This is a genomic window from Agrobacterium sp. CG160-95 (assembly GCF_053521725.1).
In genome coordinates this window covers 1,141,099-1,164,082 of record NZ_JBNWDU010000001.1, presented here as the reverse complement: position 1 = coordinate 1,164,082, position 22,984 = coordinate 1,141,099, and the positions used below count along the sequence as shown (strand labels likewise).

General features: G+C 59.1%; 25 protein-coding genes. 8 read left to right on the top strand and 17 right to left on the bottom strand.

Features of this window, described 5'->3' with window-relative positions; all coding sequences use genetic code 11:
• Positions 1-109: 109 nt before the first annotated feature.
• The 3 genes from ACQZ63_RS05775 to pheT are packed head-to-tail and all read left to right on the top strand — an operon-like array spanning position 110 to position 4,511.
• A complete protein-coding gene (locus ACQZ63_RS05775; RefSeq protein WP_113555599.1) occupies positions 110-988 on the top strand; it encodes a lipopolysaccharide kinase InaA family protein in 879 nt (292 codons plus the stop codon).
• A complete protein-coding gene (gene pheS, locus ACQZ63_RS05770) occupies positions 981-2,063 on the top strand; it encodes a phenylalanine--tRNA ligase subunit alpha (protein ID WP_003514626.1) in 1,083 nt (360 codons plus the stop codon). Before ACQZ63_RS05775 ends, pheS begins: the two co-directional genes overlap by 8 nt.
• A gap of 24 nt (positions 2,064-2,087) precedes the next feature.
• Positions 2,088-4,511, top strand: coding sequence for a phenylalanine--tRNA ligase subunit beta (gene pheT, locus ACQZ63_RS05765; protein ID WP_113555598.1), 2,424 nt, complete (start codon positions 2,088-2,090; stop codon positions 4,509-4,511).
• 55 nt (positions 4,512-4,566) lie between these two features.
• Here the strand turns inward: pheT and ACQZ63_RS05760 are convergent, their stop codons facing one another.
• A complete protein-coding gene (locus tag ACQZ63_RS05760) occupies positions 4,567-5,568 on the bottom strand; it encodes an aldo/keto reductase (protein WP_113555597.1) in 1,002 nt (333 codons plus the stop codon).
• Between the two features lie 117 nt (positions 5,569-5,685).
• Between ACQZ63_RS05760 and ACQZ63_RS05755 the strand changes: the two genes are divergently transcribed.
• Entirely contained in the window at positions 5,686-6,576 is an 891-nt protein-coding gene (locus ACQZ63_RS05755; RefSeq protein ID WP_113555596.1) for a LysR family transcriptional regulator, read from the top strand.
• Here the strand turns inward: ACQZ63_RS05755 and ACQZ63_RS05750 are convergent, their stop codons facing one another.
• From ACQZ63_RS05750 to ACQZ63_RS05735, 4 genes are all read right to left on the bottom strand, one after another.
• Entirely contained in the window at positions 6,577-7,020 is a 444-nt protein-coding gene (locus tag ACQZ63_RS05750) for a GNAT family N-acetyltransferase (protein WP_003514632.1), read from the bottom strand.
• Position 7,021: 1 nt separating this feature from the next.
• On the bottom strand, positions 7,022-7,972 hold the full coding sequence (locus ACQZ63_RS05745; RefSeq protein ID WP_038492642.1) for an aldo/keto reductase: 951 nt from the start codon (positions 7,970-7,972) through the stop codon (positions 7,022-7,024).
• A gap of 111 nt (positions 7,973-8,083) precedes the next feature.
• A complete protein-coding gene (locus ACQZ63_RS05740; RefSeq protein WP_113555595.1) occupies positions 8,084-9,067 on the bottom strand; it encodes a GlxA family transcriptional regulator in 984 nt (327 codons plus the stop codon).
• Positions 9,067-9,627, bottom strand: a complete 561-nt coding sequence (locus ACQZ63_RS05735; RefSeq protein WP_113555594.1) for an isochorismatase family protein — start codon at positions 9,625-9,627, stop codon at positions 9,067-9,069. Before ACQZ63_RS05735 ends, ACQZ63_RS05740 begins: the two co-directional genes overlap by 1 nt.
• Positions 9,628-9,807: 180 nt before the next feature.
• Here ACQZ63_RS05735 and ACQZ63_RS05730 point away from each other — a divergent pair, with 180 nt between their 5' ends.
• Positions 9,808-10,791 (top strand): Gfo/Idh/MocA family protein, encoded by a 984-nt coding sequence (locus ACQZ63_RS05730; RefSeq protein WP_003514640.1) that lies wholly within the window; start codon positions 9,808-9,810, stop codon positions 10,789-10,791.
• Here ACQZ63_RS05730 and ACQZ63_RS05725 read toward each other — a convergent pair.
• Together ACQZ63_RS05725 and ACQZ63_RS05720 are read right to left on the bottom strand one after the other, a co-directional pair.
• Positions 10,788-11,159, bottom strand: a complete 372-nt coding sequence (locus tag ACQZ63_RS05725) for a hypothetical protein (protein WP_113555593.1) — start codon at positions 11,157-11,159, stop codon at positions 10,788-10,790. The two genes, ACQZ63_RS05730 and ACQZ63_RS05725, sit on opposite strands and share 4 nt — an antisense overlap.
• A gap of 11 nt (positions 11,160-11,170) precedes the next feature.
• On the bottom strand, positions 11,171-11,413 hold the full coding sequence (locus ACQZ63_RS05720) for a hypothetical protein (protein WP_003514644.1): 243 nt from the start codon (positions 11,411-11,413) through the stop codon (positions 11,171-11,173).
• A gap of 190 nt (positions 11,414-11,603) precedes the next feature.
• On the opposite strand from ACQZ63_RS05720, the gene xseA reads away from it, so the two are divergent.
• Positions 11,604-13,208, top strand: a complete 1,605-nt coding sequence (gene xseA, locus ACQZ63_RS05715; RefSeq protein WP_025592194.1) for an exodeoxyribonuclease VII large subunit — start codon at positions 11,604-11,606, stop codon at positions 13,206-13,208.
• Here the strand turns inward: xseA and ACQZ63_RS05710 are convergent, their stop codons facing one another.
• The 3 genes from ACQZ63_RS05710 to ACQZ63_RS05700 form a co-directional block, all read right to left on the bottom strand.
• Complete coding sequence (locus ACQZ63_RS05710) at positions 13,209-14,411, bottom strand: mandelate racemase/muconate lactonizing enzyme family protein (protein ID WP_448799102.1); 1,203 nt, start codon at positions 14,409-14,411, stop codon at positions 13,209-13,211. It lies immediately after the preceding gene.
• Between the two features lie 54 nt (positions 14,412-14,465).
• On the bottom strand, positions 14,466-15,173 hold the full coding sequence (locus ACQZ63_RS05705; protein WP_019564469.1) for a FadR/GntR family transcriptional regulator: 708 nt from the start codon (positions 15,171-15,173) through the stop codon (positions 14,466-14,468).
• Positions 15,174-15,287: 114 nt separating this feature from the next.
• Positions 15,288-15,788: a MarR family winged helix-turn-helix transcriptional regulator gene (locus tag ACQZ63_RS05700; RefSeq protein ID WP_019564468.1), complete on the bottom strand. Its 501-nt coding sequence runs from the start codon at positions 15,786-15,788 to the stop codon at positions 15,288-15,290.
• Between the two features lie 81 nt (positions 15,789-15,869).
• Between ACQZ63_RS05700 and pecM the strand changes: the two genes are divergently transcribed.
• Positions 15,870-16,736, top strand: a complete 867-nt coding sequence (gene pecM / locus ACQZ63_RS05695; RefSeq protein ID WP_038489565.1) for a 4-hydroxybenzaldehyde efflux transporter PecM — start codon at positions 15,870-15,872, stop codon at positions 16,734-16,736.
• Position 16,737: 1 nt separating this feature from the next.
• Here pecM and ACQZ63_RS05690 read toward each other — a convergent pair whose 3' ends face one another.
• The 3 genes from ACQZ63_RS05690 to ACQZ63_RS05680 all read right to left on the bottom strand — a co-directional run bounded on the left by ACQZ63_RS05690 (position 16,738) and on the right by ACQZ63_RS05680 (position 18,900).
• Complete coding sequence (locus ACQZ63_RS05690; protein WP_113555591.1) at positions 16,738-17,976, bottom strand: aminopeptidase; 1,239 nt, start codon at positions 17,974-17,976, stop codon at positions 16,738-16,740.
• Between the two features lie 87 nt (positions 17,977-18,063).
• Positions 18,064-18,540, bottom strand: coding sequence for a Cys-tRNA(Pro) deacylase (ybaK, locus tag ACQZ63_RS05685; RefSeq protein ID WP_113555590.1), 477 nt, complete (start codon positions 18,538-18,540; stop codon positions 18,064-18,066).
• Between the two features lie 12 nt (positions 18,541-18,552).
• A complete protein-coding gene (locus ACQZ63_RS05680) occupies positions 18,553-18,900 on the bottom strand; it encodes an ArsC family reductase (protein WP_025592205.1) in 348 nt (115 codons plus the stop codon).
• 211 nt (positions 18,901-19,111) lie between these two features.
• Between ACQZ63_RS05680 and ACQZ63_RS05675 the strand changes: the two genes are divergently transcribed.
• On the top strand, positions 19,112-19,279 hold the full coding sequence (locus ACQZ63_RS05675; RefSeq protein WP_003503889.1) for a hypothetical protein: 168 nt from the start codon (positions 19,112-19,114) through the stop codon (positions 19,277-19,279).
• Between the two features lie 60 nt (positions 19,280-19,339).
• Here the strand turns inward: ACQZ63_RS05675 and ACQZ63_RS05670 are convergent, their stop codons facing one another.
• The 4 genes from ACQZ63_RS05670 to ACQZ63_RS05655 all read right to left on the bottom strand — a co-directional run bounded on the left by ACQZ63_RS05670 (position 19,340) and on the right by ACQZ63_RS05655 (position 22,905).
• On the bottom strand, positions 19,340-20,056 hold the full coding sequence (locus ACQZ63_RS05670; RefSeq protein WP_013635335.1) for a 2'-5' RNA ligase family protein: 717 nt from the start codon (positions 20,054-20,056) through the stop codon (positions 19,340-19,342).
• A gap of 104 nt (positions 20,057-20,160) precedes the next feature.
• Complete coding sequence (gene guaA / locus ACQZ63_RS05665; protein WP_003514664.1) at positions 20,161-21,738, bottom strand: glutamine-hydrolyzing GMP synthase; 1,578 nt, start codon at positions 21,736-21,738, stop codon at positions 20,161-20,163.
• Between the two features lie 82 nt (positions 21,739-21,820).
• The gene (locus tag ACQZ63_RS05660) at positions 21,821-22,459 is read right to left on the bottom strand and encodes a 5'-methylthioadenosine/S-adenosylhomocysteine nucleosidase (RefSeq protein ID WP_013635336.1); all 639 of its coding nucleotides are present in this window, start codon (positions 22,457-22,459) and stop codon (positions 21,821-21,823) included.
• Positions 22,456-22,905, bottom strand: coding sequence for a PaaI family thioesterase (locus tag ACQZ63_RS05655; protein WP_003514669.1), 450 nt, complete (start codon positions 22,903-22,905; stop codon positions 22,456-22,458). The genes ACQZ63_RS05660 and ACQZ63_RS05655 overlap by 4 nt, the downstream gene beginning before the upstream one ends.
• Positions 22,906-22,984: the final 79 nt, after the last annotated feature.

Below are 22,984 nucleotides of genomic sequence, written 5' to 3'. Positions count from 1 at the left end.
GTTTTTCGTTTTCAGTTTCTGATACAGCTCTATCGGCGTTTTTTAATTTAGAAATTTAGAAGAGTTGGAGTATTCACGCCGTTTGAAGCGAAATCCTTGGTGGACGGAAATGCTGGTCAATAAAATTGAGGTTGTGGAAGCAGAAGGCTTTCGCGTTCATCTCGACGATGACGACATCGCAACCCTGATGCGCGTCCTCCTGAAAAGTGACCGGCGCATTCAAAAGGTCGAGCTCTCGCAATTGACGGTGTGGATCAAACGGCAGGGCACGGAACGTGTGACCTGGTGGATGAAAATGCAGAAGCTGCTGTCAAAACTTCTGCCTTATGCTTTTCTTCGCCCTTCTGAACCGCTGGACGGCGCTGGCCTCATGCAGCGAGAGCTGGAAACGTTGCAGCAGTTCCAGCAAGGCGGTTTCCCGGTTCCGCCGCTGATCTACTCGTCGCGCACAGCAATGGTGCTGGGAGATGTCGGTCCGACGCTCATGGAGCGGATGGATGCGCTAAAGGCGTCCGATCCGGTGCAACATGACGCCTTGCTTGTGAAATCCGCAGAAGCGCTTGGCGAGCTGCATGCGGCGGGCCTCTGCCACGGCCGCCCGCATGTGCGTGACTTCTTTTTAAAAGACGACCGTATCGGTTTCATGGATTTCGAGGAGCGCCCTCAGGAGGTCATGCCGCTGGAGACGGCGCAGGCGCGCGATATCTGGCTGCTGTTTTTGCAGGTCGCGACCCGCGCCTGCGATGCGCCTAAAACCTGCGACGCCGCCTTTGCCCGCTGGCGTGAAAACGCCCCGCTGCGGGCGCTTGAAGAATTGTGCCGTCTGATCGGCATTCTCGGGCGATTTTTACCGCTTGCCCGGTTGATCGGGCGCGTGCGGATGGGTAGTGATCTGCGACGCTTTATCATGGCGACCGACTATCTGATGAATGCTGTGAACCCCGAAGCCGCTGTTAAAAATACCGGCAAGGCAGGAAAAGATGACTGAACTTGATACCTTGAAATCGCAACTGATGTCGGAGATCGCCGCCGCCGCCGATGAGCCGGCCATCGAAGCCGTGCGCGTCTCCGCGCTTGGCAAGAAGGGCTCGGTTTCGGAGCTTCTGAAGACGCTGGGGTCGATGACGCCGGAAGAGCGCCAGACCCGGGGCGCTGCCATCAACCAGCTCAAGACTGAAATCACCGACCTGATCGGTGAACGCAAGAGTGGCCTGAAAGATGCCGCGATTGCCGCCCGCCTGAAGGCGGAAACGCTTGATGTCAGCCTGCCGGTCCGCCAGTCTCCGACCGAGCGCGGCCGCATTCATCCGATCAGCCAGATCGTCGATGAAATCACCGCGATCTTTGCGGATATGGGCTTCTCGATCGCCGAAGGTCCGGATATCGAAACGGACTATTACAACTTCACGGCGCTGAATTTCCCTGAAGGCCATCCGGCCCGCGAAATGCATGACACCTTCTTCTTCCAGCCGGATGAAAACGGCGAGCGCAAGGTGCTGCGCACGCACACCTCGCCGGTGCAGATCCGCACCATGGAAAGCCAGAAGCCGCCGATCCGCATCGTCATTCCGGGCAAGACCTATCGTCAGGATTCCGATGCCACCCATTCGCCGATGTTCCATCAGGTCGAAGGTCTGGTGATCGACAAGAAGGCGCATGTTGGCAATCTGCGCTGGGTACTTGAAGAGTTCTGCAAGACCTTCTTTGAGGTGGATAGCGTTGTCATGCGCTTCCGCCCGTCGTTCTTCCCCTTCACGGAGCCGAGCTTCGAGGTGGATATTCAGTGTGACCGCTCCGGCCCGATCGTCAAGTTCGGCGAAGGCAACGACTGGATGGAAATCCTTGGCTGCGGCATGGTGCACCCTAATGTGCTGCGCGCCGGCGGTCTGGACCCGGATGAATATCAGGGCTTTGCCTGGGGCATGGGCCTCGACCGCATCGCGATGCTGAAATACGGCATGCCGGACCTGCGTGATTTCTTCAACGCCGATGTCCGCTGGATGAACCACTACGGCTTCCGCCCGCTCGACATGCCGACGCTGTTCGGCGGTTTGAGCGTTTAATCCGGTTAGCCAAGGAGCAAAGACATGAAATTCACTCTTTCCTGGCTGAAAGAGCATCTCGAAACGGATGCGACGCTGGACGAGATTTGCGAACGGTTGACGGCGATCGGGCTTGAGGTCGAGGACGTCGACGACAAGGCGGCCTATAAGCCTTTCGTCATTGCCAAGGTCATCTCCGCCGAAAAACATCCCGAGGCCGACCGCCTCAAGGTGTTGATGGTGGATGCCGGTGACGGCAAGCCGGTGCAGATCGTCTGCGGCGCACCGAATGCGCGCGCCGGCCTTGTCGGTGCGCTGGCGCATCCTGGTGTTTACGTGCCGGGCATCGATGTCACGCTTGCCGTCGGCAAGATACGCGGTGTCGAAAGCCACGGCATGATGTGCTCCGAAAAAGAGCTGAACATTTCCGACGATCACGACGGCATCATCGATCTGCCGGAAGACGCGCCGGTCGGCACTTCTTTCGCGACCTATGCCGGACTTGACGATCCGGTCATCGAGATCAATTTGACGCCAAACCGCCCGGATTGCACCTCGATCTATGGCATCGCCCGCGATCTCGCCGCTTCCGGTCTCGGCAAGCTCAAGACCAAGCCAGCGCCGTCCTTCAAGGTCGAAGGCTCAACCCCGGTCGACGTGAAGCTGGAGCTGGATGACGCGGCGCTCTGCCCCGGCTTTTCGCTGCGCATCGTGCGCGGTGTGAAGAACGGCCCGAGCCCGAAGTGGATGCAGCAGCGTCTGATGGCGATCGGCCTGCGTCCCATCAATGCGCTCGTGGACATCACCAACTACATGACCTTCGATCAGGGCCGGCCGATGCACGTCTTCGATGCCGCCAAGGTCAAGGGCGACCTGACGGTCCGCCGTGCGAAAGAGGGTGAGACGATCCTCGCGCTTGATCAGCGCGAATACAAGCTCGGCCCGAACAATGTCGTCATCGCCGATGAAAAAGGCCTTGAGTCGATCGGTGGCGTCATGGGTGGCGAACATTCCGGCTGCGACGAAAACACGGTCGATGTGCTGATCGAATCCGCTCTCTGGGATCCGATTAACATTGCCAAGACCGGTCGCTCGCTCGGCATCATTACCGATGCGCGTTATCGCTTCGAGCGCGGCGTCGATCCGGAATATATGGTTCCGGGTCTGGAACGCACCACCGAACTGGTTCTGGAACTCTGCGGCGGCGTTGCCGGCGAAGCCAAGGTCGTCGGTTACAAGGGGCATCAGCCCAAGGTCGTTGATTTTCCGCTCTCGGAAGTGAAGCGTCTGACCGGCCTAGAAGTTTCGGCGGAAGAAAGCCTGGCCATTCTCAAGGGTCTCGGTTTCGGCATCGAGGGAACGGGCGAGCGTGTTTCCGTCACCGTGCCGTCCTGGCGCCCGGATGTCGACGGCAAGGCCGATCTGGTGGAAGAGGTCATGCGCATTCATGGCGTCGACAACATCAAGCCGGAACCGCTGGAGAGCTTCGGTGCCGTCAACCGCCGCATCTTGACGACGCTGCAGGTGCGCACCCGCACCGCGCGCCGTGCGCTTGCCAGCCGTGGCATGCTGGAGGCCGTCACGTGGTCCTTCATCCCGGAAGCTCACGCGAAGCTTTTCGGTGGCGGTTCGCCCGCTCTGAAACTGGCCAACCCCATCGCGGCCGATATGTCGGATATGCGTCCTTCGCTTCTGCCGGGCCTTCTGACCGCAGCACAGCGCAATGCCGACAAGGGCCATGGCGATGTGGCAATCTTCGAGGTCTCCGGCACCTATGAGGGTGACACGCCGGACACCCAGCGCCGTGTTGCCGGCGGTGTACGCCGTGGCACGGCCTCGCTCGCAGGCAGCGGCCGCATGTGGTCCAATGCCACAAAGGGCGGCGGCAAGCCGGTGGATGTCTATGACGCCAAGGCCGATGCGCTTTCGGTGCTCGAAGCCTGCGGCCTGCCGATGGCCAATGTGCAGATCGAGGCCGGCGCTCCCGGCTGGTATCACCCTGGCCGCTCCGGCACCATCAAGATGGGTCCGAAGGTCGTGCTCGGCTATTTCGGTGAATTCCACCCGAAGACTCTGTCAGAGCTGGATGTTTCCGGTGTCTATAGCGGTTTCGAGATCTATCTCGACGCCATGCCGGAGCCGAAGAAGAAGGCGACCCGCACAAAGCCGGCCCTTGAGCTTTCGCCCTTCCAGGCGGTCAAGCGCGACTTCGCCTTCGTGGTCGATAAGTCGGTCGAGGCAGGTGCCATCATCAAGGCTGCAACAAGCGCTGATCGCAAGCTGATCACCGGCGTCAATGTCTTTGACGTCTTCGAAGGTGCATCGCTTGGCGAAAGCCGAAAGTCCATCGCCATTGAAGTTCAGATCCAGCCGGTCGACAAGACGCTGACGGACGAGGATTTCGAGGCGCTGACCGCAAAGATCGTCGGTAATGTCGAGAAATCGACGGGCGGCGTGCTGAGAGCGTAAAGCTCTGTTTCCATGAATTGAAAAAGCCGAGGCAGTCGCCTCGGCTTTTTTGTTTTTAGCGGTTCGCCATCTGGGACATACGCTCGGGATATCGTTGGCCGGCAACCTTTGCTGGAGAAAGCAACGCGCCAAGGCTGGCGACTTCTTCTGCCGTCAGCGATACATCCGCTGCCGCCACGTTTGTCTCAAGATTGGCGATTTTCGTCGTACCGGGGATCGGAACGATAAAGTCACCCTGCGCCAGCACCCAGGCCAGCGCCAGTTGCCCGGCGGTAACACCCTTTTCGGCAGCCATATCTTCCAGAAGCTTGATGAGCGCCAGATTGGCATCGAAGTTTTCACTTTGGAAGCGCGGCAGGCCGCGGCGGAAATCGTCGGATGCAAGTCCGTCGAGCGACTTCAGCGCGCCCGTCAGGGCACCACGCCCGAGCGGGCTGAAGGGGACGAAACCGATACCGAGTTCCCGGCAGGTTTCCAGCACGCCGTTTTCCTCCACATCGCGGGTCCACAACGAATATTCGCTCTGTATGGCAGCGATCGGGTGAGTGGAATGCGCCTTGCGAAGTGTTTCGGCACTTGCTTCCGAAAGGCCTAAATGTTTCACCTTGCCCTGCCGGACCAGTTCCGCCATGGCGCCGACCGTATCTTCGATTGGGACATCCGGATCGACGCGATGCTGATAGAACAAGTCGATGGTGTCGAGGCCTAGGCGTTTGAGAGAGGCTTCGGCGACGGCGCGCACATTTTCCGGGCGGCTGTCGGTACCCACCATCATCTGGCCTGCGGGTTTGCTGGCGTCGATTTTGAAACCGAACTTGGTAGCTATGACCACATTGTCGCGATAGGGCTTCAAACCTTTGCCGACGAGGATTTCGTTGTTGTAAGGCCCATAGACCTCTGCCGTGTCAAAAAAAGTGACACCGAGTTCGACGGCGCGGTGCAGCGTCGCTATTGCACTATTTTCGTCGCCGGTCGGGCTATAGGCATGGGTCATGCCCATGCAGCCGAGGCCAAGCGCCGAAACGGAAAGGTTGTTTCCGAGAGTTCTTTTTTTCATCTGTTCGTCCTTCCATGAGGAACCGCCCGTTGTCAGGGGCGTGGTGAGAAGATAGCGCCCTAAGACGGCAAAAATAATCGCTGCAAATCGTTGCGGGTTGTTCTATTATTTAGAACAATGAACCGTGTGCAACTCTCTCAACTCGCTGTCCTCGCTGCCGTTGCCGAAGGCCGCAGCTTTCGTAAAGCTGCCGCCGAACTTGCAATTGCGCCTTCCGCCGTCAGCCATGCAGTATCGTCGCTCGAAGCGAGCCTTGGCCTGCGCCTGCTGCATCGTACCACCCGCAGCGTTTCGCCGACAGAGGAGGGCAGGCGGCTTCTCGAGACGCTTGGGCCGGCCCTTGCTGAAATCGATGCCGTCATCGATACGCTTGCCGAGCATGGCGGAAGGCCGGCCGGACCGTTGCGGATAACCCTGCCAAGACTTGCGGCGGAGGACCTGATCATGCCCCGGCTTGGCGAGTTCCTGCGGCTATATCCAGATATCTCGCTGGAGATTTCGACCGATGACCGCTTCGAGGATATTGTCGCGAAAGGTTTCGATGCCGGCCTGCGGCTCGGCGAGAATCTTGAAGCGGATATGATTGCCGTGAAGGCGAGCGGCCCATGGCGTGGCGCGATTGTCGGCGCGTCCACCTATTTCGCAGAAAATCCCCCGCCCCGTGAGCCGAGGGATTTGATGCGGCATCGCTGTATTCTCCGTCGCTTCTCCAGTGGTCTGCTCTACCGCTGGGAGCTGGAAAAGGACGGCAGACCTTTGGTGGTCGATGTGCAGGGGCCGCTCATCCTGTCGGACCAGAGCCTTATTCGCCGGGCGGCGATTGACGGCGCGGGTCTGGCTTTCGTTTTCGAACAGCGCGTAGAAGACGACATCAAGGAAGGCAGGCTGGTCCGGGTGCTGGAGGACTGGTGCGCGCCCTTTGATGGTTTTTATATCTATTACCCCTCGCGCCGGCAGATGCGCCCGGCGCTAAGGGCTTTCGTGGATTTCTTCCGCTTCAGAGGGTGATCAGAACTTGATTCGATAGCGGATATGGCCGTCGCTTTTGACGTAGCTGTCGTAAAGCTTCTGGGCACGGTGATTGTGCTCGTCCGTGTTCCAGTAAAGCCGGGACCAGCCCTTTTCCTTGCATATGGCAATGAGGTCATCCATCAGCGCCCGGCCTGTTCCCTTGCCGCGGATCGCGCCGTCAACGAACAGGTCTTCCAGATAGCAGTCGGGCGTTTTCACCCAGGTGGAATCATGGAAGTGATGGATGGCGAAACCGGCCATCCTGTCGCCCAGAAGAGCCACGCGCATGGAAACGCGTGACGCCGGATCGAGGATACGCGCCCATGTATGGTCCGTAACTTCCTCGGCAAGGTGTACGTTATAGAAGGCGAGATAGTCGTTCCACAGGCGCAGCCATTCTGCCCGGTCTTCCGGCTCCGCGTCGCGAATTACAAGATCCATGTCACGCGCCCGCCTTGTCGAGCAGCGTCATCATCTCATCCGTCAGCTTGAGATTGACGGCGCGTTTGAAGCTTTCGAGTTGCGACAGGCTGGTGGCGCTGGCAATCGGTGCCGTCACGGCCTTCTTCCGCAATAGCCACGCCAGCGCGATATCGGCAAGCTTGGCTCCGGTTTCCACGGCAACCGCATCCATGGCGCCCAGAACGGCAAGGCCGCGGGCGTTGACATATTCACCCACCCGGTAGCTGCGGGCGACGCCCTCGGTATCCGCCTTGGCGCGATATTTCCCGGTGAGGAACCCGGCCGCGAGGCTATAATAATTGATGACACCAATTTCCTGGGCGACGCAAAGATCGGCAAGCGGGCCTTCGAAATCCGCACGGTTGTAGAGATTATATTCGGGCTGCAGCACATCGTAACGGGGCAGATCGTTCTTCGCGGCCGTGTCCAGCGCTTCCTGAAGCTGGCTCACCGAATAGTTGGAGCACCCGATGGCGCGTATCTTTCCCTGTTCCTTCAGCTTTGCAAAGGCTGCAAGCGTTTCCTCCAGCGGCACATCCGCGTCCGGCTTATGGGCGAGGTAGAGATCGATATAGTCGGTTTGCAGCCGCTTCAACGAGGCGTCGACAGCCTCTGCGATCCATTTGGCGCTGAGGCCTGTCTTCTGACCGCGATTGTCGAAACCGACCTTGGTAACGATCACCGCGTCCTCACGCTTGACGCTCGACTGTTTCAGCCATTTTCCGATGATTGCTTCCGACTCGCCGCCCTCATGCCCGTCCACCCAGGCGGAATAGACGTCTGCCGTGTCGATGGCGTTGAACCCGGCGTCGAAAAATGCATCGAGCAGGGCAAAGGAAGTCTTCTCGTCCGCTGTCCAGCCGAACACGTTGCCGCCGAAGACGATCGGGGCGATGGAGAGGCCGGTGCGGCCAAGGCTTCGTTTTTCCACGGGGAATGCTCCTGTTGCTGTCTTTGGCGACAAGGTTATCAACTGCTTGCCGGCATAACCATTCAATTCCTTTGATGGCATTCATCAGGCAACGGGCAAAAGCGGGTGAGATCAGGCCTGAAAGCCGCGATAATGGCTGGGCGGGAGGTGATTGTGCTGTTGCCACACGCGCCGCAAATGCCGGGCGGAGGCAAAGCCCGCCCGCTCCGCAATTGTCTCCATATCCAGACGGCTGTTTGCAAGGATGTCGCGGGCGAGATTGACCCGCATCAGGTTGACGTAGTCGATGACGCTGATGCCGGTATGCTCGCGAAACAGGCGGGACAGGTGCCTCTCGCTGAGTGCGGCAATATCGGCCAGCCGTTCTAAAGACCAGTCCTGAGCCGGCTCAGTCATCACCCGGTCCTGCACCCGGTGAATGGCGGGGTGAATGTGGTTGCGGCCGGTAAGCCAGGGGGAGATTTGCGGATCATTGCCGCTGCGCCTGAGATAAACGACCATATTTTTGGCAATGCGCGCCGCGACCGCAGGCGATGTCAGTCGGGAAACGACATGCAGCATGAGGTCGGTGCCGGTGGAAATACCGGCGCTGGAGAAGCGGTTGCCATCCTCCACGAAAAGACGGTTTTCGGCCACCTGCGACAGCGGTGCGGTGCGGCGCAGCGCTTCGATGCAATCCGCATGTGTCGTACAGCTCCGCCCGTCGAAAAGTCCTGCTTCGCCCGCCAGCAGTGCGCCGGAGCAAATGGAAATGACTGTGGTGTCCGCGCGCACTGCGCGGCGCAACCATGCCACCAGCGCCTGCCGCTCCCGTCTCATCTCGGGCGCGTTGTCGAATCGGGAGATGCTGCCGGAAATCAGCAGGAAAGCATTGTCCGGCAGGCTCTCGGGCAAGGCCTCCAGCCCGCAAAGCCCAAGGCCGATGGAGGATTGCTGCTGGTCATGTTCCGCGATGTAACGGCAGTCGAAATGGATGTCCCGCTGTTCCGCGTTGGCATAACGGATCACCTCCAGCGGGCCGGCAATATCGAGCAACAGCGTGTGTGGCGGCACAAGCGTATAAAAGGGAATGGTCCGCGTGCCGCCATTGTCCATCAGGCGGCCTTTCGTACCGTTTCGAGAACGTCGCGGACGGTTGCGATGCGCGCAAAGCGACCGGCCAGCACCAGCTCGGTTCGGGTGCGAATATCATCAGGGCTGAACACGGTGCCCGAGGCGTGCGTCATTGGAAAGGTAAGCGTCGCCTCGGTGACGTAATCGACTGTGTAACCGAGGTCCGATGCATGCCGTGTGGTCGTTTCGCAGCACTGTTCGGTGCGGATGCCGGATACGATCAGCCGGTTGATACCCTTTTGCGTCAGCCAGATATCGAGGCCGGTGCCCGCGAAAGCAGAGTGGCGGTTCTTGCGAAAGGTGACGTCAGGGGTAATGCGCACACCTTCCAGCGCGCGAATATAGCCGCTCTCCTCTGCAAAGGCCCGGTCGCCATCGACATGAAAGATTTGCACGACTGGAATGCCCGACGCCTTGGCGCCGTCGATCAGTGCCTGCTGTTTTTCCAGATAGGCGGGAAGTTCGCTTTCCTCGAAATAGGGGGTGTGCCGAAAGGATTCCTGAACGTCGATGACAAGGAGTGCTGTGTGAGAAGAGGACATTTCATGATTCTCCATTGGGTTCATGCATAGCATAATTCACCTTTGAAAGGCTGGATAAAAGCATGGAAACCGACAAAGGAAGGACGAATCCGGCCATAGTGATTGCAGTCACGTCTCGTGCGACTTGCCAGGCGTCGCGACAATGGTAAGTTTCCCGGAATTACAGAGTGGGAGAATGAGATGCTGCGCTTCGGAATAATTTCAACGGCGAAAATCGCTCAGGATCACGTCATTCCGGCGATACAGGATGCGCGGAACTGTGTGGTCAGCGCCATCGCCAGCCGCGATCATGCCAAGGCGCGCGCGGTTGCAGATCGTTTTTCCGTCCCGCATGCCTTCGGCTCCTATGAGGAAATGCTTGCGTCCGATGTGATCGATGCCGTCTATATTCCGCTTCCAACCTCGCAACATGTGGAATGGACCATAAAAGCTGCCAATGCCGGCAAACACGTGCTGTGTGAAAAGCCGATCGCACTCAAGGCTGAAGAGATCGACGCCATCATCGCGGCGCGGGACGACAATGGCGTTGTCGTGTCGGAGGCTTTCATGGTCACCTATTCTCCTGTTTGGGCCAAGGTGAAGGAATTGCTGGCATCAGGTGCAATCGGAACGCTGAAGCATGTGCAGGGCGCTTTCAGCTACTTCAACCGCGATCCCGGCAATATGCGCAATATTCCCGAACTGGGCGGCGGGGCCTTGCCGGATATCGGCGTCTACCCGACCATCGTCACCCGTTTTGCCACGGGTGCCGAGCCGAAGCGCGTACAGGCGAGCGTCGAGCGTGATAAGGAATTCGGCACCGATATCTATTCCAGCGTCAGGGCCGATTTCGGCGGCTTCGAACTGAGCTTTTATCTCGCGACGCAGCTTGCCGCCCGCCAGCTGATGGTTTTCCACGGCACGGACGGGTACATCGAGATCAAGTCTCCCTTCAATGCAAATCGCTGGGGTGCGGAGGAAATCGAGTTGACCAACCAGGGCCATAACCAGTCGCAAGTCTTCCGGTTTCAGGATAGTCGCCAGTACAAGCTGGAGGCGGAGGCCTTTGCCCGCGCGGTGAAAGGTGAGGGCGAGGTCGTCACCCTGGAAAGCTCGAGGAAGAACCAGCTTTTCATCGATGCCATCTACCGTGCGGCGGAAAAGGACGGTTGGGAGACGGTTTAATCCCGATCCGCATGCTGCTTTTGAAGCCGCCTATAGCCGTAAAGCGCCAGCACCAGTGCCGCGAGTGCCGAAAAGGCAAGCGGGACCAGCGGCTGCACGAGTGGATTGCGCCATTGCAGCAGGGCGAACAGCCCGACGCCAACCATGCGGGAGATAAGCGTGACGGCGTTCATCAGAAAGCCGTTCAGCTCATTGGGGCCATCGCCATTCGAATGGTTTAGCCTCCAACTCGTCGCAAGCCCTGCCAAAGCGCCCGGAAGACGGGCGGCAAGCGGGTCGATGCCGATGTAAAAAATCAGCAGAAAAGAGATGGAAAGGTCTACAGCGAGTCCGTAAACCTCGGTCAGGGCGAAGTGGCGAAGCCGCAAGGCCGTGTGCTTTAAAGCGTCGGCTGGGTGGAACGCGGACGTTGCAGCACGAGAAGGCCGATGACCACACTCACAACGCCGAAATTATAACCCGCAAGCGCCAGGAGCAGCGACATCAGCGGCACTGCGGTTGCAGAAATCGCCATTGCGACACCATAGGCGCCGATAACCATCAGGCAGATGAAAATGATGCTGAATACCGAACGCAACGCAACTGCGGTTACGCCGAGCAATGTGGCGGTAAGAAAAATCATGAATGCCGCCTCCTCTTTGGTTGCCGGGTCTGGGATAAGACGTAGCGTCCTCTTCCCTAACGAACCCTTGTTTTCTCCTCCCTCACCCATTTTCCTAACTCGTTAGTTGAGGATATGGTTTCACCGCCGTTAAAATAGACCCGGCCAGTACCGGCATTTCCGAATCGACGGCTTTTGGTTACAAACGGGCATGAGCGATATTTTCTCCAATGCCGCATTGAGCAATCTTGCCGAGTTCTCGGTTTCCGAACTGTCGGGTTCCATCAAGCGAACGGTGGAGACGGCTTTCGATCAGGTGAGGGTGCGCGGCGAGATTTCCGGCTACCGGGGTCCGCATTCTTCGGGTCACGCCTATTTCTCCCTGAAGGACGATCGCGCCCGCATCGATGCGGTTATCTGGAAGGGTACTTTCTCGCGGCTGAAGTTCCGCCCGGAAGAGGGCATGGAGGTCATCGCCACCGGCAAGGTCACCACCTTTCCCGGCTCCTCGAAATATCAGATCGTCATAGAAAGCCTGGAACCGGCCGGCGCGGGCGCGCTGATGGCTTTGCTGGAGGACCGCCGCCGGCGTCTGGCGGCGGAGGGGCTGTTCGATGCGGAACGCAAACGCCGCCTGCCGTTCATGCCGCGTGTCATCGGTGTTGTCACATCGCCCACGGGCGCAGTCATTCGCGATATTCTCCACCGCATTTCGGATCGCTTTCCGGTCCATGTCGTCGTCTGGCCGGTCAAGGTGCAGGGGGAAGGCTCGGGTGAGGAAGTGGCGAACGCCATTCGCGGTTTCAATGCGCTGCAGCCCGGCGGTGAGATTGCACGCCCCGACGTGCTGATCGTCGCCCGTGGTGGCGGCAGTCTGGAAGATCTCTGGAGCTTCAACGACGAAATCGTCGTGCGCGCCGCTGCAGAGAGCGAAATCCCTCTGATTTCCGCTGTGGGGCATGAGACGGATACGACCCTGATCGACTACGCCGCCGACGTGCGCGCACCGACACCGACGGGTGCCGCCGAAATGGCCGTGCCGGTGCGTGCGGAACTGGAGGCGCAACTCTCCGGCCTTGCAGCGCGCCTTTCCGGCTCGGTATCACGCCAAATGGACAATCGCCGACAGGGCGTGCGTGCTCTGGTGCGTGCGCTGCCATCGCTTGACCAGCTTCTGGCTCTGCCGCGCCGTCGTTTCGACGAGGCCGCAAGCGGTTTGGGTCGCGGGCTTGAAATGACGACGCTGAACAAGCGCCGCGCGTTCGAACGCTCTGCTTCGGGTCTGAGGCCGGAAATCCTGCTGAATGGCCTGCGGCAGCATCGCCAGCGTGTTACGGAACGCATGCAGAGGGCCGAGGCGCTTGTGGAGCGCCGCCTTTTGCAGGCGCAGTCGAGAATTTCCTCGACCGATTCCGCGCTGCGTTCGCTGCCCGCCCGCTTGCTCGGCCAGTTGGAGCGGCAGAAGGAACGGGTCGTCACCGCAACGCGACGTGCCGATACCGCCGTGCTTCACCGCATGGCGCAGAACCGCTCGGGCCTTGCTGCCCATGACCGCATCCTGCAGTCGCTGTCCTACAAGAATGTGTTGAACCGCGGTTATGCTGTCATCCGCGACGAGGAGAACCGGCCCCTGACCCGGGCTGCTGCCATCGCGTCCGGCGCTGTGGTGTCGATGGAGTTCGCCGACGGTCGCGTGGCCGCCCTGACGACAGGCGAGGCTACTCCATCATCTGACGTTCCCACGCCTGCCGCTCCCAAAAAGAAGCCGGTGAAACCGGCCTCTTCCGACCCGGGAAATCAGGGCAGTCTGTTCTGATCAGATCGATGCCGCATCTGAAAAACGACGGCTGACGGTGAAGGTCTTTTCAATATCGGGATGCAGCTCCATGCCAAGGCCGGCACCCGGCGGCACGGTGATCATGCCGTTTTTAACTTCCGGCAATGCGGTAACGAGATCGCGGTACCAGGTCTTGTAGAAGGCGCGCACGCTTTCCTGAACCAGCGCATTCGGTGCGTTGAGCGACAGATGCGTGGAGGCGCAGAGTACCACCGGGCCGGTGCAATCATGCGGCGCAACGGGCAGATGCCAGGCTTCGGCCATGGGAGCGATCTTGCGCGCTTCGGAAAGTCCACCACACCAGCTGATGTCAAGCATCACCACGCCGGCAGCGCCAGTTTCCAGAAGATCTCGGAAAGCCCAGCGCGAGCCGAGCGTCTCCGATGCGGAAATCGGCGCGGGTGAAACGGCGGCATAACGCGTCAGGCTGGAAAGGCTGTCCATCTTGATCGGATCTTCGTGCCAGAAGGTCTGGTAAGGGGTGAGCGCCTTGGCGATCTGCATGGCTGGCAGAAGCTGCCACATGGAGTGAAACTCCACCATGATATCCATCTTGTCGCCGACTGCCTTACGAATTTTCTCGAACGGCTCGAGCGCGCTTTTCAGGTCAGGCATCGAGATATATTGGCCGCGCGTCTTTTCCGCCGCCGCATCGAAAGGCCAGATCTTCATGGCCGTGATGCCGTCTTCCAGCAGCGAATGGGCAAGCTCGTCGGCCCGGTGCAGGAAGCCGTTGAGGTCGTCATAATCCTTGCCGCCGGACAGGCCGTAATTGGCCGTCTGCTGGCCGGTCGCCTTCTTGATATATTCCGTGCCCGCGCAGGTATTGTAGGTGCGGATTTCCCTGCGGCTGAAGCCGCCAAGCAATTGCGCAATGGGCTGGTTGGTGGCCTTGCCGAAAATATCCCAAAGCGCGATATCGAAGGCCGAATTGCCGCGTACTTCCGCACCCGATGAACGGAAGCCGAGATAACCGACGAGATTCTGTGCCAGAAGGTCGATCTGCAGCGGATCGCGGCCGATCACGCGGGGTGCGATATATTCGTGAACATAGGTTTCAACCGTCTCGGCGCCGTAGAAGGTTTCACCAAGTCCGGTAATGCCCTCATCCGTGTGGACCAGAACCCAGAGCAGGTTTGCCCGTTCCGCCACGCGGACGGTTTCGAGTTTCGTAATTTTCATGAAGTGTCTCCTCCAGAGGCAGGCAGTTTTCGGTCTGGAACTGCGTTTGAAAAATTAGGCGATGCCGGCGGCCAGAAGCGCATGCACGCTTTCATCGAAATGCCGCGCCATAAGTGTTGAGGCCGTTTGCGGGTCGCCCGCGGCAATGGCCTGTCCGATGGCGATATGAAGTTCAGTCGCGGCATGACGCTGCGCGTCGGATTTGCGGCTCTTCCAGCCGATCGGCCATGTCTGGCGCGTCACATTCTGAAAGGCGCCGAGAATGAGTTCGAAAACCGGGTTCTTGGAGGCTCTGGCAACGGCAAGGTGAAAGGCAAGGTCGTGTTCCATGACCCTGTCACTATTCCCGAAGTCCCGCTCCATATTGTTGGCGTGGTCGAGAATGGTGAGTGCCTCCGCATCCGTTCGCCGCAGCGCCGCCAATGTCACGGTTCTGACTTCGATGGTGCGGCGCACGTCGTAAATCTGCTGGATGTTGATCTGCTCGGTGTGAATGCCATGTTCGAACATCAGCGACATCGCGCCATGATCCAGCGTCGCCACCGTGGCGCGCTTGCCGACGCTGACATCGATCAGCCGCATGGCCGACAAGGACCGGAAAGCCTCGCGAACCACGGTGCGCGAGACACCGAGCTGCTGCGAGAGCGAAAGCTCGCTGGGCAGCTTCGCTCCGGGGGCAAGTTCGTTTTCGCGAATGTGGCGCGTGATTGCGCCAATCGCGCTGCTGACGAGATCGGTTTCCTGCGAAATGGGCTTATACAATCGTTCCTCCAACCTGTAGGACAGGTTAACGGAAAATTGCTTATAGGATTTTTATCGCCGAAACAAGCGCCATCTCCTGCGCGATTGCTGGTTCCTGTCCGCTTTTTAGGGAACCTAAGCTTCAAACCCCTGTAGAAATCGCTTCACAAGCTTGTTCAGCGCCGTGCGCTCTTCTTCGCTGAGCTGTGCGACCAGCCGTTGCTGGTTCTCGACATGGGCGCTGACCGCGTCCTCGACAATGGCAAATCCCCGCTCCGTCAATGATATCAATACGCTGCGACGATCCTGCGGGTTGTGGATGCGCTCCACCAGACCCGCTTTTTCCAGCTGGTCGATCCGGTTGGTCATCGTGCCGGAGCTTACCATTGTCATGGCCAGCAGATCACCGGGCGAAAGCCGGTAGGGCGCGCCCGCGCGCCGTAATGTCGCCAGCACATCAAAAGCGGAAGAGGAGAGGCCGTGTTTCAGCAGCACCGCCTCCACCTCGCGACCGAGATGCGTGGTTAGCCGTTTCAAGCGCCCAAGCAGCCCCATTGGCTCGACATCGAGATCGGGCCTCTCCTTGCGCCATTGCGCCAGAATGTGATCGACGTGATCATTCGGTTCTTTGTTCATCACCAAGGCATAACAACTGATATCTTGACGTCAAGATAAAATTGGTTAAGTTGTATTTATCTTGATATAGAGATTCTTGAAATGAAGAAAAATACGACCTATGCCGCCGATGTGCTGGTGACTGCACTTGCCCCCGCCATCTGGGGAACGACCTACTTCGTCACCACCGAATTCCTGCCGCATGGATATCCATTCCATGTTGCGATGCTGCGCGCCTTGCCGGCCGGTATATTGCTGTTGCTTCTCGTCAGAAAACTACCGGAGGGCATCTGGTGGCCACGCAGCCTCATTCTAGGTGCGCTGAATTTCTCGTTTTTCTGGGCGATGCTTTTCGTTTCGGCTTACCGGCTGCCGGGTGGAGTGGCTGCGACTGTGGGTGCGATCCAACCCCTGATCGTCATCGGCCTTTCGCGGCTGTTTCTCGCCGCGCCGGTCCGGCCGCTGGCCATTGTCGCTGGTCTTCTGGGTATTTTAGGCGTCGCACTTCTGGTTTTGGCGCCGGGTGCTGCCGCGCTGGATGCCGTCGGCGTGGCTGCGGGTCTTGCAGGCGCCGTATCCATGGCCTTTGGAACCGTGCTAACCCGCAAATGGCGACCGCCGGTGTCGAACCTCACCTTTACGGCCTGGCAATTGACGGCTGGAGGCATTCTGCTTCTGCCGGTCGCATATTTCCTGGAACCGGCCCTGCCTGCACCTACCGCGGCCAATATTCTCGGCATGGCCTATCTCGGCATTATTGGTGCCGCCTTGACCTATTTTCTGTGGTTCCGGGGTCTCGCCCGCATCGAACCCTCGGCTGCAGCCTCGCTCGGTTTCCTAAGCCCCGTCGTTGCGACCCTGCTCGGCTGGCTGGCGCTCGGCCAAAGCCTCACGCCAGCGCAAATCGTCGGCTTCGTTGCAGTGCTTTTCAGCATCTGGCTCAGTCAGCGGAGCCAGCTGCCGAAATAGCTCAGGCCCATTCGCCCTTGCGCATCACCGGAACTGTGGAGCCATCCGGCTTCACGCCATCGATATCCACCTTGTCGGAACCGATCATCCAGTCGATGTGGATCAGGCTGGAATTGCCGCCTTGCGCCTTGATCTGATCCTGCGACAACGAAGCACCATCAACGAAGCATTTCGAATAGCATTGGCCGAGCGCAATGTGGCAGGAGGCGTTTTCGTCGAACAGCGTGTTGTAGAACAGGATGCCACTTGCCGAAATCGGCGAGGAATGCGGCACCAGTGCCACTTCACCCAGACGCCGCGCACCCTCGTCGGTATCGAGCACCTTGTTCAGCACGGCTTCGCCCTTCGAAGCCTTGGCTTCCACGATGCGGCCGTCTTCGAACTTCACCTGGATATCGTCGATCAGCGTTCCCTGATGTGAAAGCGGCTTGGTGCTGGACACGTAACCATCCACGCGCAGCGCATGCGGTGTGGTGAACACTTCTTCCGTCGGAATGTTCGGGTTGCAGGTGACGCCGTTCTTGGCGGTGGAGGCGCCCCCATGCCATTCGTGGCCGTCCGCCAGGCCGATTTTCGCGTCCGTGCCGGGACCGGTGAAATGCAGCGACGAGAAACGTTCACCGTTCAGCCATGCCGAACGCTTGGCGAGATTGGCGTTATGCTCCGCCCATGCCGCGACCGGATCGGCGAGATCTACCCGCGAAGCGGCGAAGATGGCGTCCGCGAGCTTGCGAACCGCTTCGTCTTCCGTCACGCCGGGAAAGACCTGTTTTGCCCAGGACGGGTTTGGATAGGAGATGATGTTCCAGTTGATATCGAAGTTGGAAATCTTCTCAAGCGCCGGCTTATAGGCCGTGGAATTGGCCTTGTTGGCGCGCGCCACCTTGGCGGGATCCTGTTCTGCCAGCAGCATGGGGTTGTCGCCGGCAATAGCAAGCCGTGCCGCGCCATTGGCATAGGCCTTGGCCATGCCGTCATAGAGCCAGCCGGAAGCCCGGTCGAAATTGGCGTCACTGGCGTGGCGGTAGCGGGAAAGCGTGGTTTCTTCGTCGGAGTAGAATGTGGTGACCAGCCCGCCGCCGGCAAGATAGGCGTGTTTGGTCAAAAACCGCACCAGCGGCAGCGCCGCCAGCGGAGCGGTGATCACCAGATCCTGATCCTTCTGCAATTGCAGGCCGACCTTGACGGCGACTTCAGCCAGTTTCTCGAGTTTGACGGGATCGATAGGGGAAACAGTCATGATCTGCCTTCGTATATTTCAATCGGAGGCGCCGACCATAGCCCATTCGCTTCGAAAGCCAAATGCTTTCAAAGCTGTGTCGAGATGTCAATCGGCCACCAAAGGTGCGACAATGGCTTTCAGCGCCGCCTGCGCGTCGCCGGGGGAAAGCCTTACCTGCAAACCGCGCTGGCCACCATTCATGTAGACATAGGAATGGGTCATGGCCCCAGCCTCTATGGCGGTCGGAACCTGTTTCTTCTGTCCAAAAGGGCTGATGCCGCCCACATGATAACCGGTTGCCCGCTCCGCATCGGCGGGCTTCATCATGCTGGCAGATTTTCCCCCGAAGGCGGCGGCGAGCTTCTTCATGCTCACTTCCCGGTCGGACGGGACGACGACGCAGACCGGCTTGCCATCCAGCTCGGCCATCAGTGTTTTCAGAACCAGATGTGGCGGTTCGCCGATAGCTTCGGCCGCCTGCAGGCCGATCCGGTCGGCATTCGGGTCGTAGTCATAGGTAACTGTGGTGAAGTTCACATCGGCCTTGTTCAGCATCTGGGTAGCGCGGGTTGTCTTGGACATGGTGGCCTGCGCTCACGCAAAGAGGGACTGATAGGTTTCCGGCTTGAAGCCGACGGTTATCGTCTCCTTTGCCTCCAGCACCGGTCGCTTGATCATGGAGGGCTGCTCCAGCATCAGGCCAATGGCCTTTTCGCGGGTAAGATCGGCTTTCTGGCTATCGTCCAGTTTTTTGAAGGTAGTGCCGGCCCGGTTCAGAACCGTTTCCCAGCCCGCGGCATCGCACCATGTTTCGAGATGGGCCTGGTCGATGCCGGCCGTCTTGTAGTCATGGAAAGAATAGTCGACACCGTTGGCTTCCAGCCAGCTTCTGGCCTTTTTCATCGTGTCGCAGTTCTTGATGCCGTAAATGGTGACCGTCATGTTGCCTGCCTCTTTGTCTTGAACTTCCGGCATAACAAATAATGCGCCGTATTCAACCCGCAGCCTGAAGCACGGAATTCGAGCCATGCAAAAATGCAGTGTCTGACATCCAAACGAGCGCGAGCAAAGCTGCATGGCTTCCCTGCTACATCATGAGTTGTAGCAGAGGACAAAAATGCCCATTATCTGGGCATCAAAGATGGAGAGAAAAATGCGTCAGGTTGCAAAGACATCGCGTAACTTCTTTGGCGAAACTTTCGCCGTTCTTGGTGCCGCACTTTCGGTTTCGGCCGCTGTCCGCGCGCATCGCAAGCCGGCCCGCGCCGACCTCGAAGCGCTTGGCATCGACGGCAAGGCTTTCGACAAGGTTCAGCTCTAAGCTGATTATCGTTTGCAGCGAGGCGACATCGCCTCGCTCGTGCGTATATGTTGGCGGGCCTTAGCGTTCCGCCTGCTTTCGGTTCGGCCGTTTTCTCGGACCGATCAGTTTATCCGGTAAATGCAGCTGGCTTTCGAGCGGCTCATAACGATCTGCTTTTGCGGAGAGTGCGAAGCGTCCAAGGGACTCATGTCGCGTTTCGCCATTATGGCTGAAAACAAGCTCGAAATTACCCGCAAGCCAGCTATAGGGTTTTCCTGCCGGCATCGGCTCTATCTTCCCGCAGCCATAAATCATCGTGATATGCGGCGTGTAAGATGGTGCCGCGATATAGGGAAGGTTTGCCTGTCGAAGCGCGCGTTGCAGCAGCTTCACCAGAGCGTTGATCTCCGGCAGATCACCACCGTTTCGCAGCACCAGACTATTGCGATTGCCGAAAAGCGCGCTTGCGTCCAGGGTGACTGGAACAGGCCGCGCGTTTACCGCACCCATTGCCGCCTTCAGCCTGCTTGTCAGTCCGTGAGGGATTGTCTCGAAACATCCCAAACACAGCAGGGTTATGTGCAGAAGCTCGGCGGGATATGCCTCGCGGGTTGTCCGACCCTTGGCATGATGCGACGCATCGACAAAAATTCTTTCCGCCAATTGCCGTGGTGGCTTCAGCAGTAGCAGGAGCTTGTTTCGAAAGCGCGGATTGATGCGCCGTATTTTCTGCGGCTCCAGCCCATCAAAACAAAGCTGCCTTAAGGCTCTTTCGTCCGCCAACTCGCACTCCATGACGATGCTCCACAGCCTTATACCAAGGCCGGAAACCTATCATTGCGCGGTGATAAAATAAAGAACAAAAGAGGAACAAAAGGCGGAATTGCTCCGCCTTCGTTTTATTCCCACTCGATCGTGCCGGGCGGCTTGCTCGTCACGTCATAGACGACACGGTTGATGCCGCGGACTTCGTTGATGATGCGGGTCGCGGCGCGGCCGAGGAAATTCATGTCGTAGGGGTAGAAATCCGCCGTCATGCCATCCACGGACGTCACAGCGCGGAGCGCACAGACGAAGTCATAGGTGCGGTAGTCACCCATGACGCCCACGGTCTGCACCGGCAGCAGCACTGCGAAGGCCTGCCATATGGTGTCGTAAAGACCCGCCTTGCGGATTTCGTCGAGATAGATTGCATCTGCCTTGCGCAGAATATCGAGCTTCTCGCGGGTGACCGCACCGGGGCAACGGATCGCCAGACCCGGGCCGGGGAAGGGATGGCGGCCGATGAAGCTTTCCGGCAGGCCGAGTTCACGGCCAAGCGCACGCACCTCGTCCTTGAAGAGCTCGCGCAGCGGCTCCACCAGCTGCATGTTCATGCGCTCGGGAAGGCCACCGACATTGTGGTGGCTCTTGATGGTGACGGAAGGACCGCCGGAGAAGGAAACGCTCTCGATGACGTCAGGGTAAAGCGTGCCCTGCGCGAGGAAATTCGGAGCACCCTTGCCGTCTGCTGCGATCTTGGCAGCTTCCGCCTCGAAGACCTCGATGAACAAACGGCCGATAGTCTTGCGCTTCACTTCCGGGTCGGAGACGCCAGAAAGCTGGCCCAGGAACATGTCTGCGGCATCCACATGTACCAGCGGAATATTGTAATGGTCGCGGAACATGCCGACGACCTGCTCGCTTTCGCCAAGCCGCATCAGACCATGGTCGACGTAAACGCAGGTCAGCTGGTCACCGATCGCCTCATGGATGAGGATCGCCGCAACCGAGGAATCGACGCCGCCGGAGAGTGCGCAGAGCACGCGCCCGGTGCCGACCTGATCGCGGATCTTGCGGATCATCTCGGCGCGATAGGCTGCCATCGTCCAATCGGATTTGAGACCGACGATCTTGTGCACGAAGTTGGAGAGCAGCTTGCCGCCATCAGGCGTATGCACCACTTCCGGGTGGAACATGGTGGTGTAATAGTGGCGTGTCTCGTCGGCAGCTATGGCGAAGGGTGCGTTCTCGGAGGTTGCGATAACCTCGAAACCTTCCGGCAGTTTCGTCACGCGGTCGCCGTGGCTCATCCAGACGGGATAGCTCTTGCCCTGTTCCCAGAAACCGTCGAACAGAGGGCTTGCCTTTTTGATGTCGATATCGGCGCGCCCGAATTCCGCCGCGTGACCGCCCTCGACAACGCCGCCAAGCTGGGTGCAGAGCGTCTGCTGGCCGTAGCAGATGCCGAGGATCGGAACCTTGCTGTCGAACACCGCCTGCGGCGCACGCGGGCTGCCTTCCGCCGTTACAGATGCGGGGCCGCCGGAGAAGATCACGCCCTTGGGCTGGAGCTTCTCAAACGCCTCTGCGGCATTCTGAAACGGGTGGATTTCGCAATAGACCCCGGCTTCGCGGATGCGGCGCGCAATCAGCTGCGTCACTTGGCTGCCGAAATCGATGATGAGAATGCTGTCGGGATGGGCTATCTGGGTCATGGCGAGCCTTTAAAGAAAATGGCGGCTTTAGGCAACCCGGAAGCGGGCATCTAACAGCGGAAATTTACTAAAATCGCGAGGTTCAAAGGGTGATCGCACCGTCTTCGATAGCGCGGCAAAGCCTGTCGACGGCGTCTGCGAGCTTTTCATCGATGATATGCAGGTATTCCGTCCAGTCGTCCACATGGTTCACATCTTCCCTGCCATCGGAAATACCGCGCAGGCCGATGAGCGGCACGCCGAAGCGCTGGCAGGCCCGGAGCACGGCATAGGTTTCCATTTCCACCATATCGGCATCGATCGACCCATAGGCGGCACCAGAGACGACGTTGGCGCCCGTGGAAAGCCGCGCCTCGGCAATATCGGGTATGCGCAGGGGCAAGGCCACCTCGGCCGGCAGATCGAGAAACGGCGTGCGACCCTTTTCAAAACCGAAGGCTGAGGCATCCATGTCGCGATAGGCAACAGAAATCGCCTGATAGATGCCAGTCTGGTCGAGCGTCCGCGAGCCGGCGGAGCCGAGCGAAACGACAAGGTCAGGCAGATGGTCCGCCGCATCGAGACCGGCAAGAATTGCCGTGACCGAAATCGCTGCCTCGACCGGGCCGACGCCGGTCATCAAGGGCGCGATGCGCGCCTGCAGGTGGGGGCCGTATTCGGCGGAAGCCGCCATGACGAAAAGTATGGATTTGTCTGCAACATGCAAAAGCCGGTAGCTCATCCGGTAATATCCTCGCGGCCCTTTACCACCATCATCGTGCCTGTCATGGAGGCGATGAGCTTCGCCGGCCCGTCGGAAAGGGCGTAAGCGCGGCCATCGGCAACGATCAGGTTGTTGCCCGGCTTGATGATTTCGCCACGAAACAGGAACCGCTCGCCGCGCCCGGGCGACATGAGGTTGACCTTGAACTCGATTGTCAGCAGCGAGGCTTCCGGCTCTATGATCGTATAGGCGGCATAGGTGCACGCGGTATCCAGGCCGGCGGCAATGACACCGGCATGCAATATGCCGTGCTGCTGTGTCAGCTTTTCATGAAACGGCAGCTCGATTTCCACCAGACGGTGTTCGATGCGGCTTATCTGCGCACCGATTGCCTGCACCACACCCTGCCGCGCAAAGCTTCTTTCTATCCGCTGACGAAAATCGCCGGGATCCGTGATCTCCATTGGCTTACCTGCCTGCTTTTGTCCTCACCGCAAACTGACATGGCGTGTGGCGGCGGGCAAGGCAAGTGCCGCAGGAGCA

Bases quoted from the DNA above. Each gene is read 5' to 3' on its own strand.
- ACQZ63_RS05775 (WP_113555599.1), top strand. From the start codon at position 110: ATGCTGGTCAATAAAATTGAGGTTGTGGAAGCAGAAGGCTTTCGCGTT.
- pheS (WP_003514626.1), top strand. From the start codon at position 981: ATGACTGAACTTGATACCTTGAAATCGCAACTGATGTCGGAGATCGCC.
- pheT (WP_113555598.1), top strand. From the start codon at position 2,088: ATGAAATTCACTCTTTCCTGGCTGAAAGAGCATCTCGAAACGGATGCG.
- ACQZ63_RS05760 (WP_113555597.1), bottom strand. From the start codon at position 5,568: ATGAAAAAAAGAACTCTCGGAAACAACCTTTCCGTTTCGGCGCTTGGC.
- ACQZ63_RS05755 (WP_113555596.1), top strand. From the start codon at position 5,686: ATGAACCGTGTGCAACTCTCTCAACTCGCTGTCCTCGCTGCCGTTGCC.
- ACQZ63_RS05750 (WP_003514632.1), bottom strand. From the start codon at position 7,020: ATGGATCTTGTAATTCGCGACGCGGAGCCGGAAGACCGGGCAGAATGG.
- ACQZ63_RS05740 (WP_113555595.1), bottom strand. From the start codon at position 9,067: ATGGACAATGGCGGCACGCGGACCATTCCCTTTTATACGCTTGTGCCG.
- ACQZ63_RS05735 (WP_113555594.1), bottom strand. From the start codon at position 9,627: ATGTCCTCTTCTCACACAGCACTCCTTGTCATCGACGTTCAGGAATCC.
- ACQZ63_RS05730 (WP_003514640.1), top strand. From the start codon at position 9,808: ATGCTGCGCTTCGGAATAATTTCAACGGCGAAAATCGCTCAGGATCAC.
- ACQZ63_RS05720 (WP_003514644.1), bottom strand. From the start codon at position 11,413: ATGATTTTTCTTACCGCCACATTGCTCGGCGTAACCGCAGTTGCGTTG.
- xseA (WP_025592194.1), top strand. From the start codon at position 11,604: ATGAGCGATATTTTCTCCAATGCCGCATTGAGCAATCTTGCCGAGTTC.
- ACQZ63_RS05710 (WP_448799102.1), bottom strand. From the start codon at position 14,411: ATGAAAATTACGAAACTCGAAACCGTCCGCGTGGCGGAACGGGCAAAC.
- ACQZ63_RS05700 (WP_019564468.1), bottom strand. From the start codon at position 15,788: ATGAACAAAGAACCGAATGATCACGTCGATCACATTCTGGCGCAATGG.
- pecM (WP_038489565.1), top strand. From the start codon at position 15,870: ATGAAGAAAAATACGACCTATGCCGCCGATGTGCTGGTGACTGCACTT.
- ACQZ63_RS05690 (WP_113555591.1), bottom strand. From the start codon at position 17,976: ATGACTGTTTCCCCTATCGATCCCGTCAAACTCGAGAAACTGGCTGAA.
- ybaK (WP_113555590.1), bottom strand. From the start codon at position 18,540: ATGTCCAAGACAACCCGCGCTACCCAGATGCTGAACAAGGCCGATGTG.
- ACQZ63_RS05680 (WP_025592205.1), bottom strand. From the start codon at position 18,900: ATGACGGTCACCATTTACGGCATCAAGAACTGCGACACGATGAAAAAG.
- ACQZ63_RS05675 (WP_003503889.1), top strand. From the start codon at position 19,112: ATGCGTCAGGTTGCAAAGACATCGCGTAACTTCTTTGGCGAAACTTTC.
- ACQZ63_RS05670 (WP_013635335.1), bottom strand. From the start codon at position 20,056: ATGGAGTGCGAGTTGGCGGACGAAAGAGCCTTAAGGCAGCTTTGTTTT.
- guaA (WP_003514664.1), bottom strand. From the start codon at position 21,738: ATGACCCAGATAGCCCATCCCGACAGCATTCTCATCATCGATTTCGGC.
- ACQZ63_RS05660 (WP_013635336.1), bottom strand. From the start codon at position 22,459: ATGAGCTACCGGCTTTTGCATGTTGCAGACAAATCCATACTTTTCGTC.
- ACQZ63_RS05655 (WP_003514669.1), bottom strand. From the start codon at position 22,905: ATGGAGATCACGGATCCCGGCGATTTTCGTCAGCGGATAGAAAGAAGC.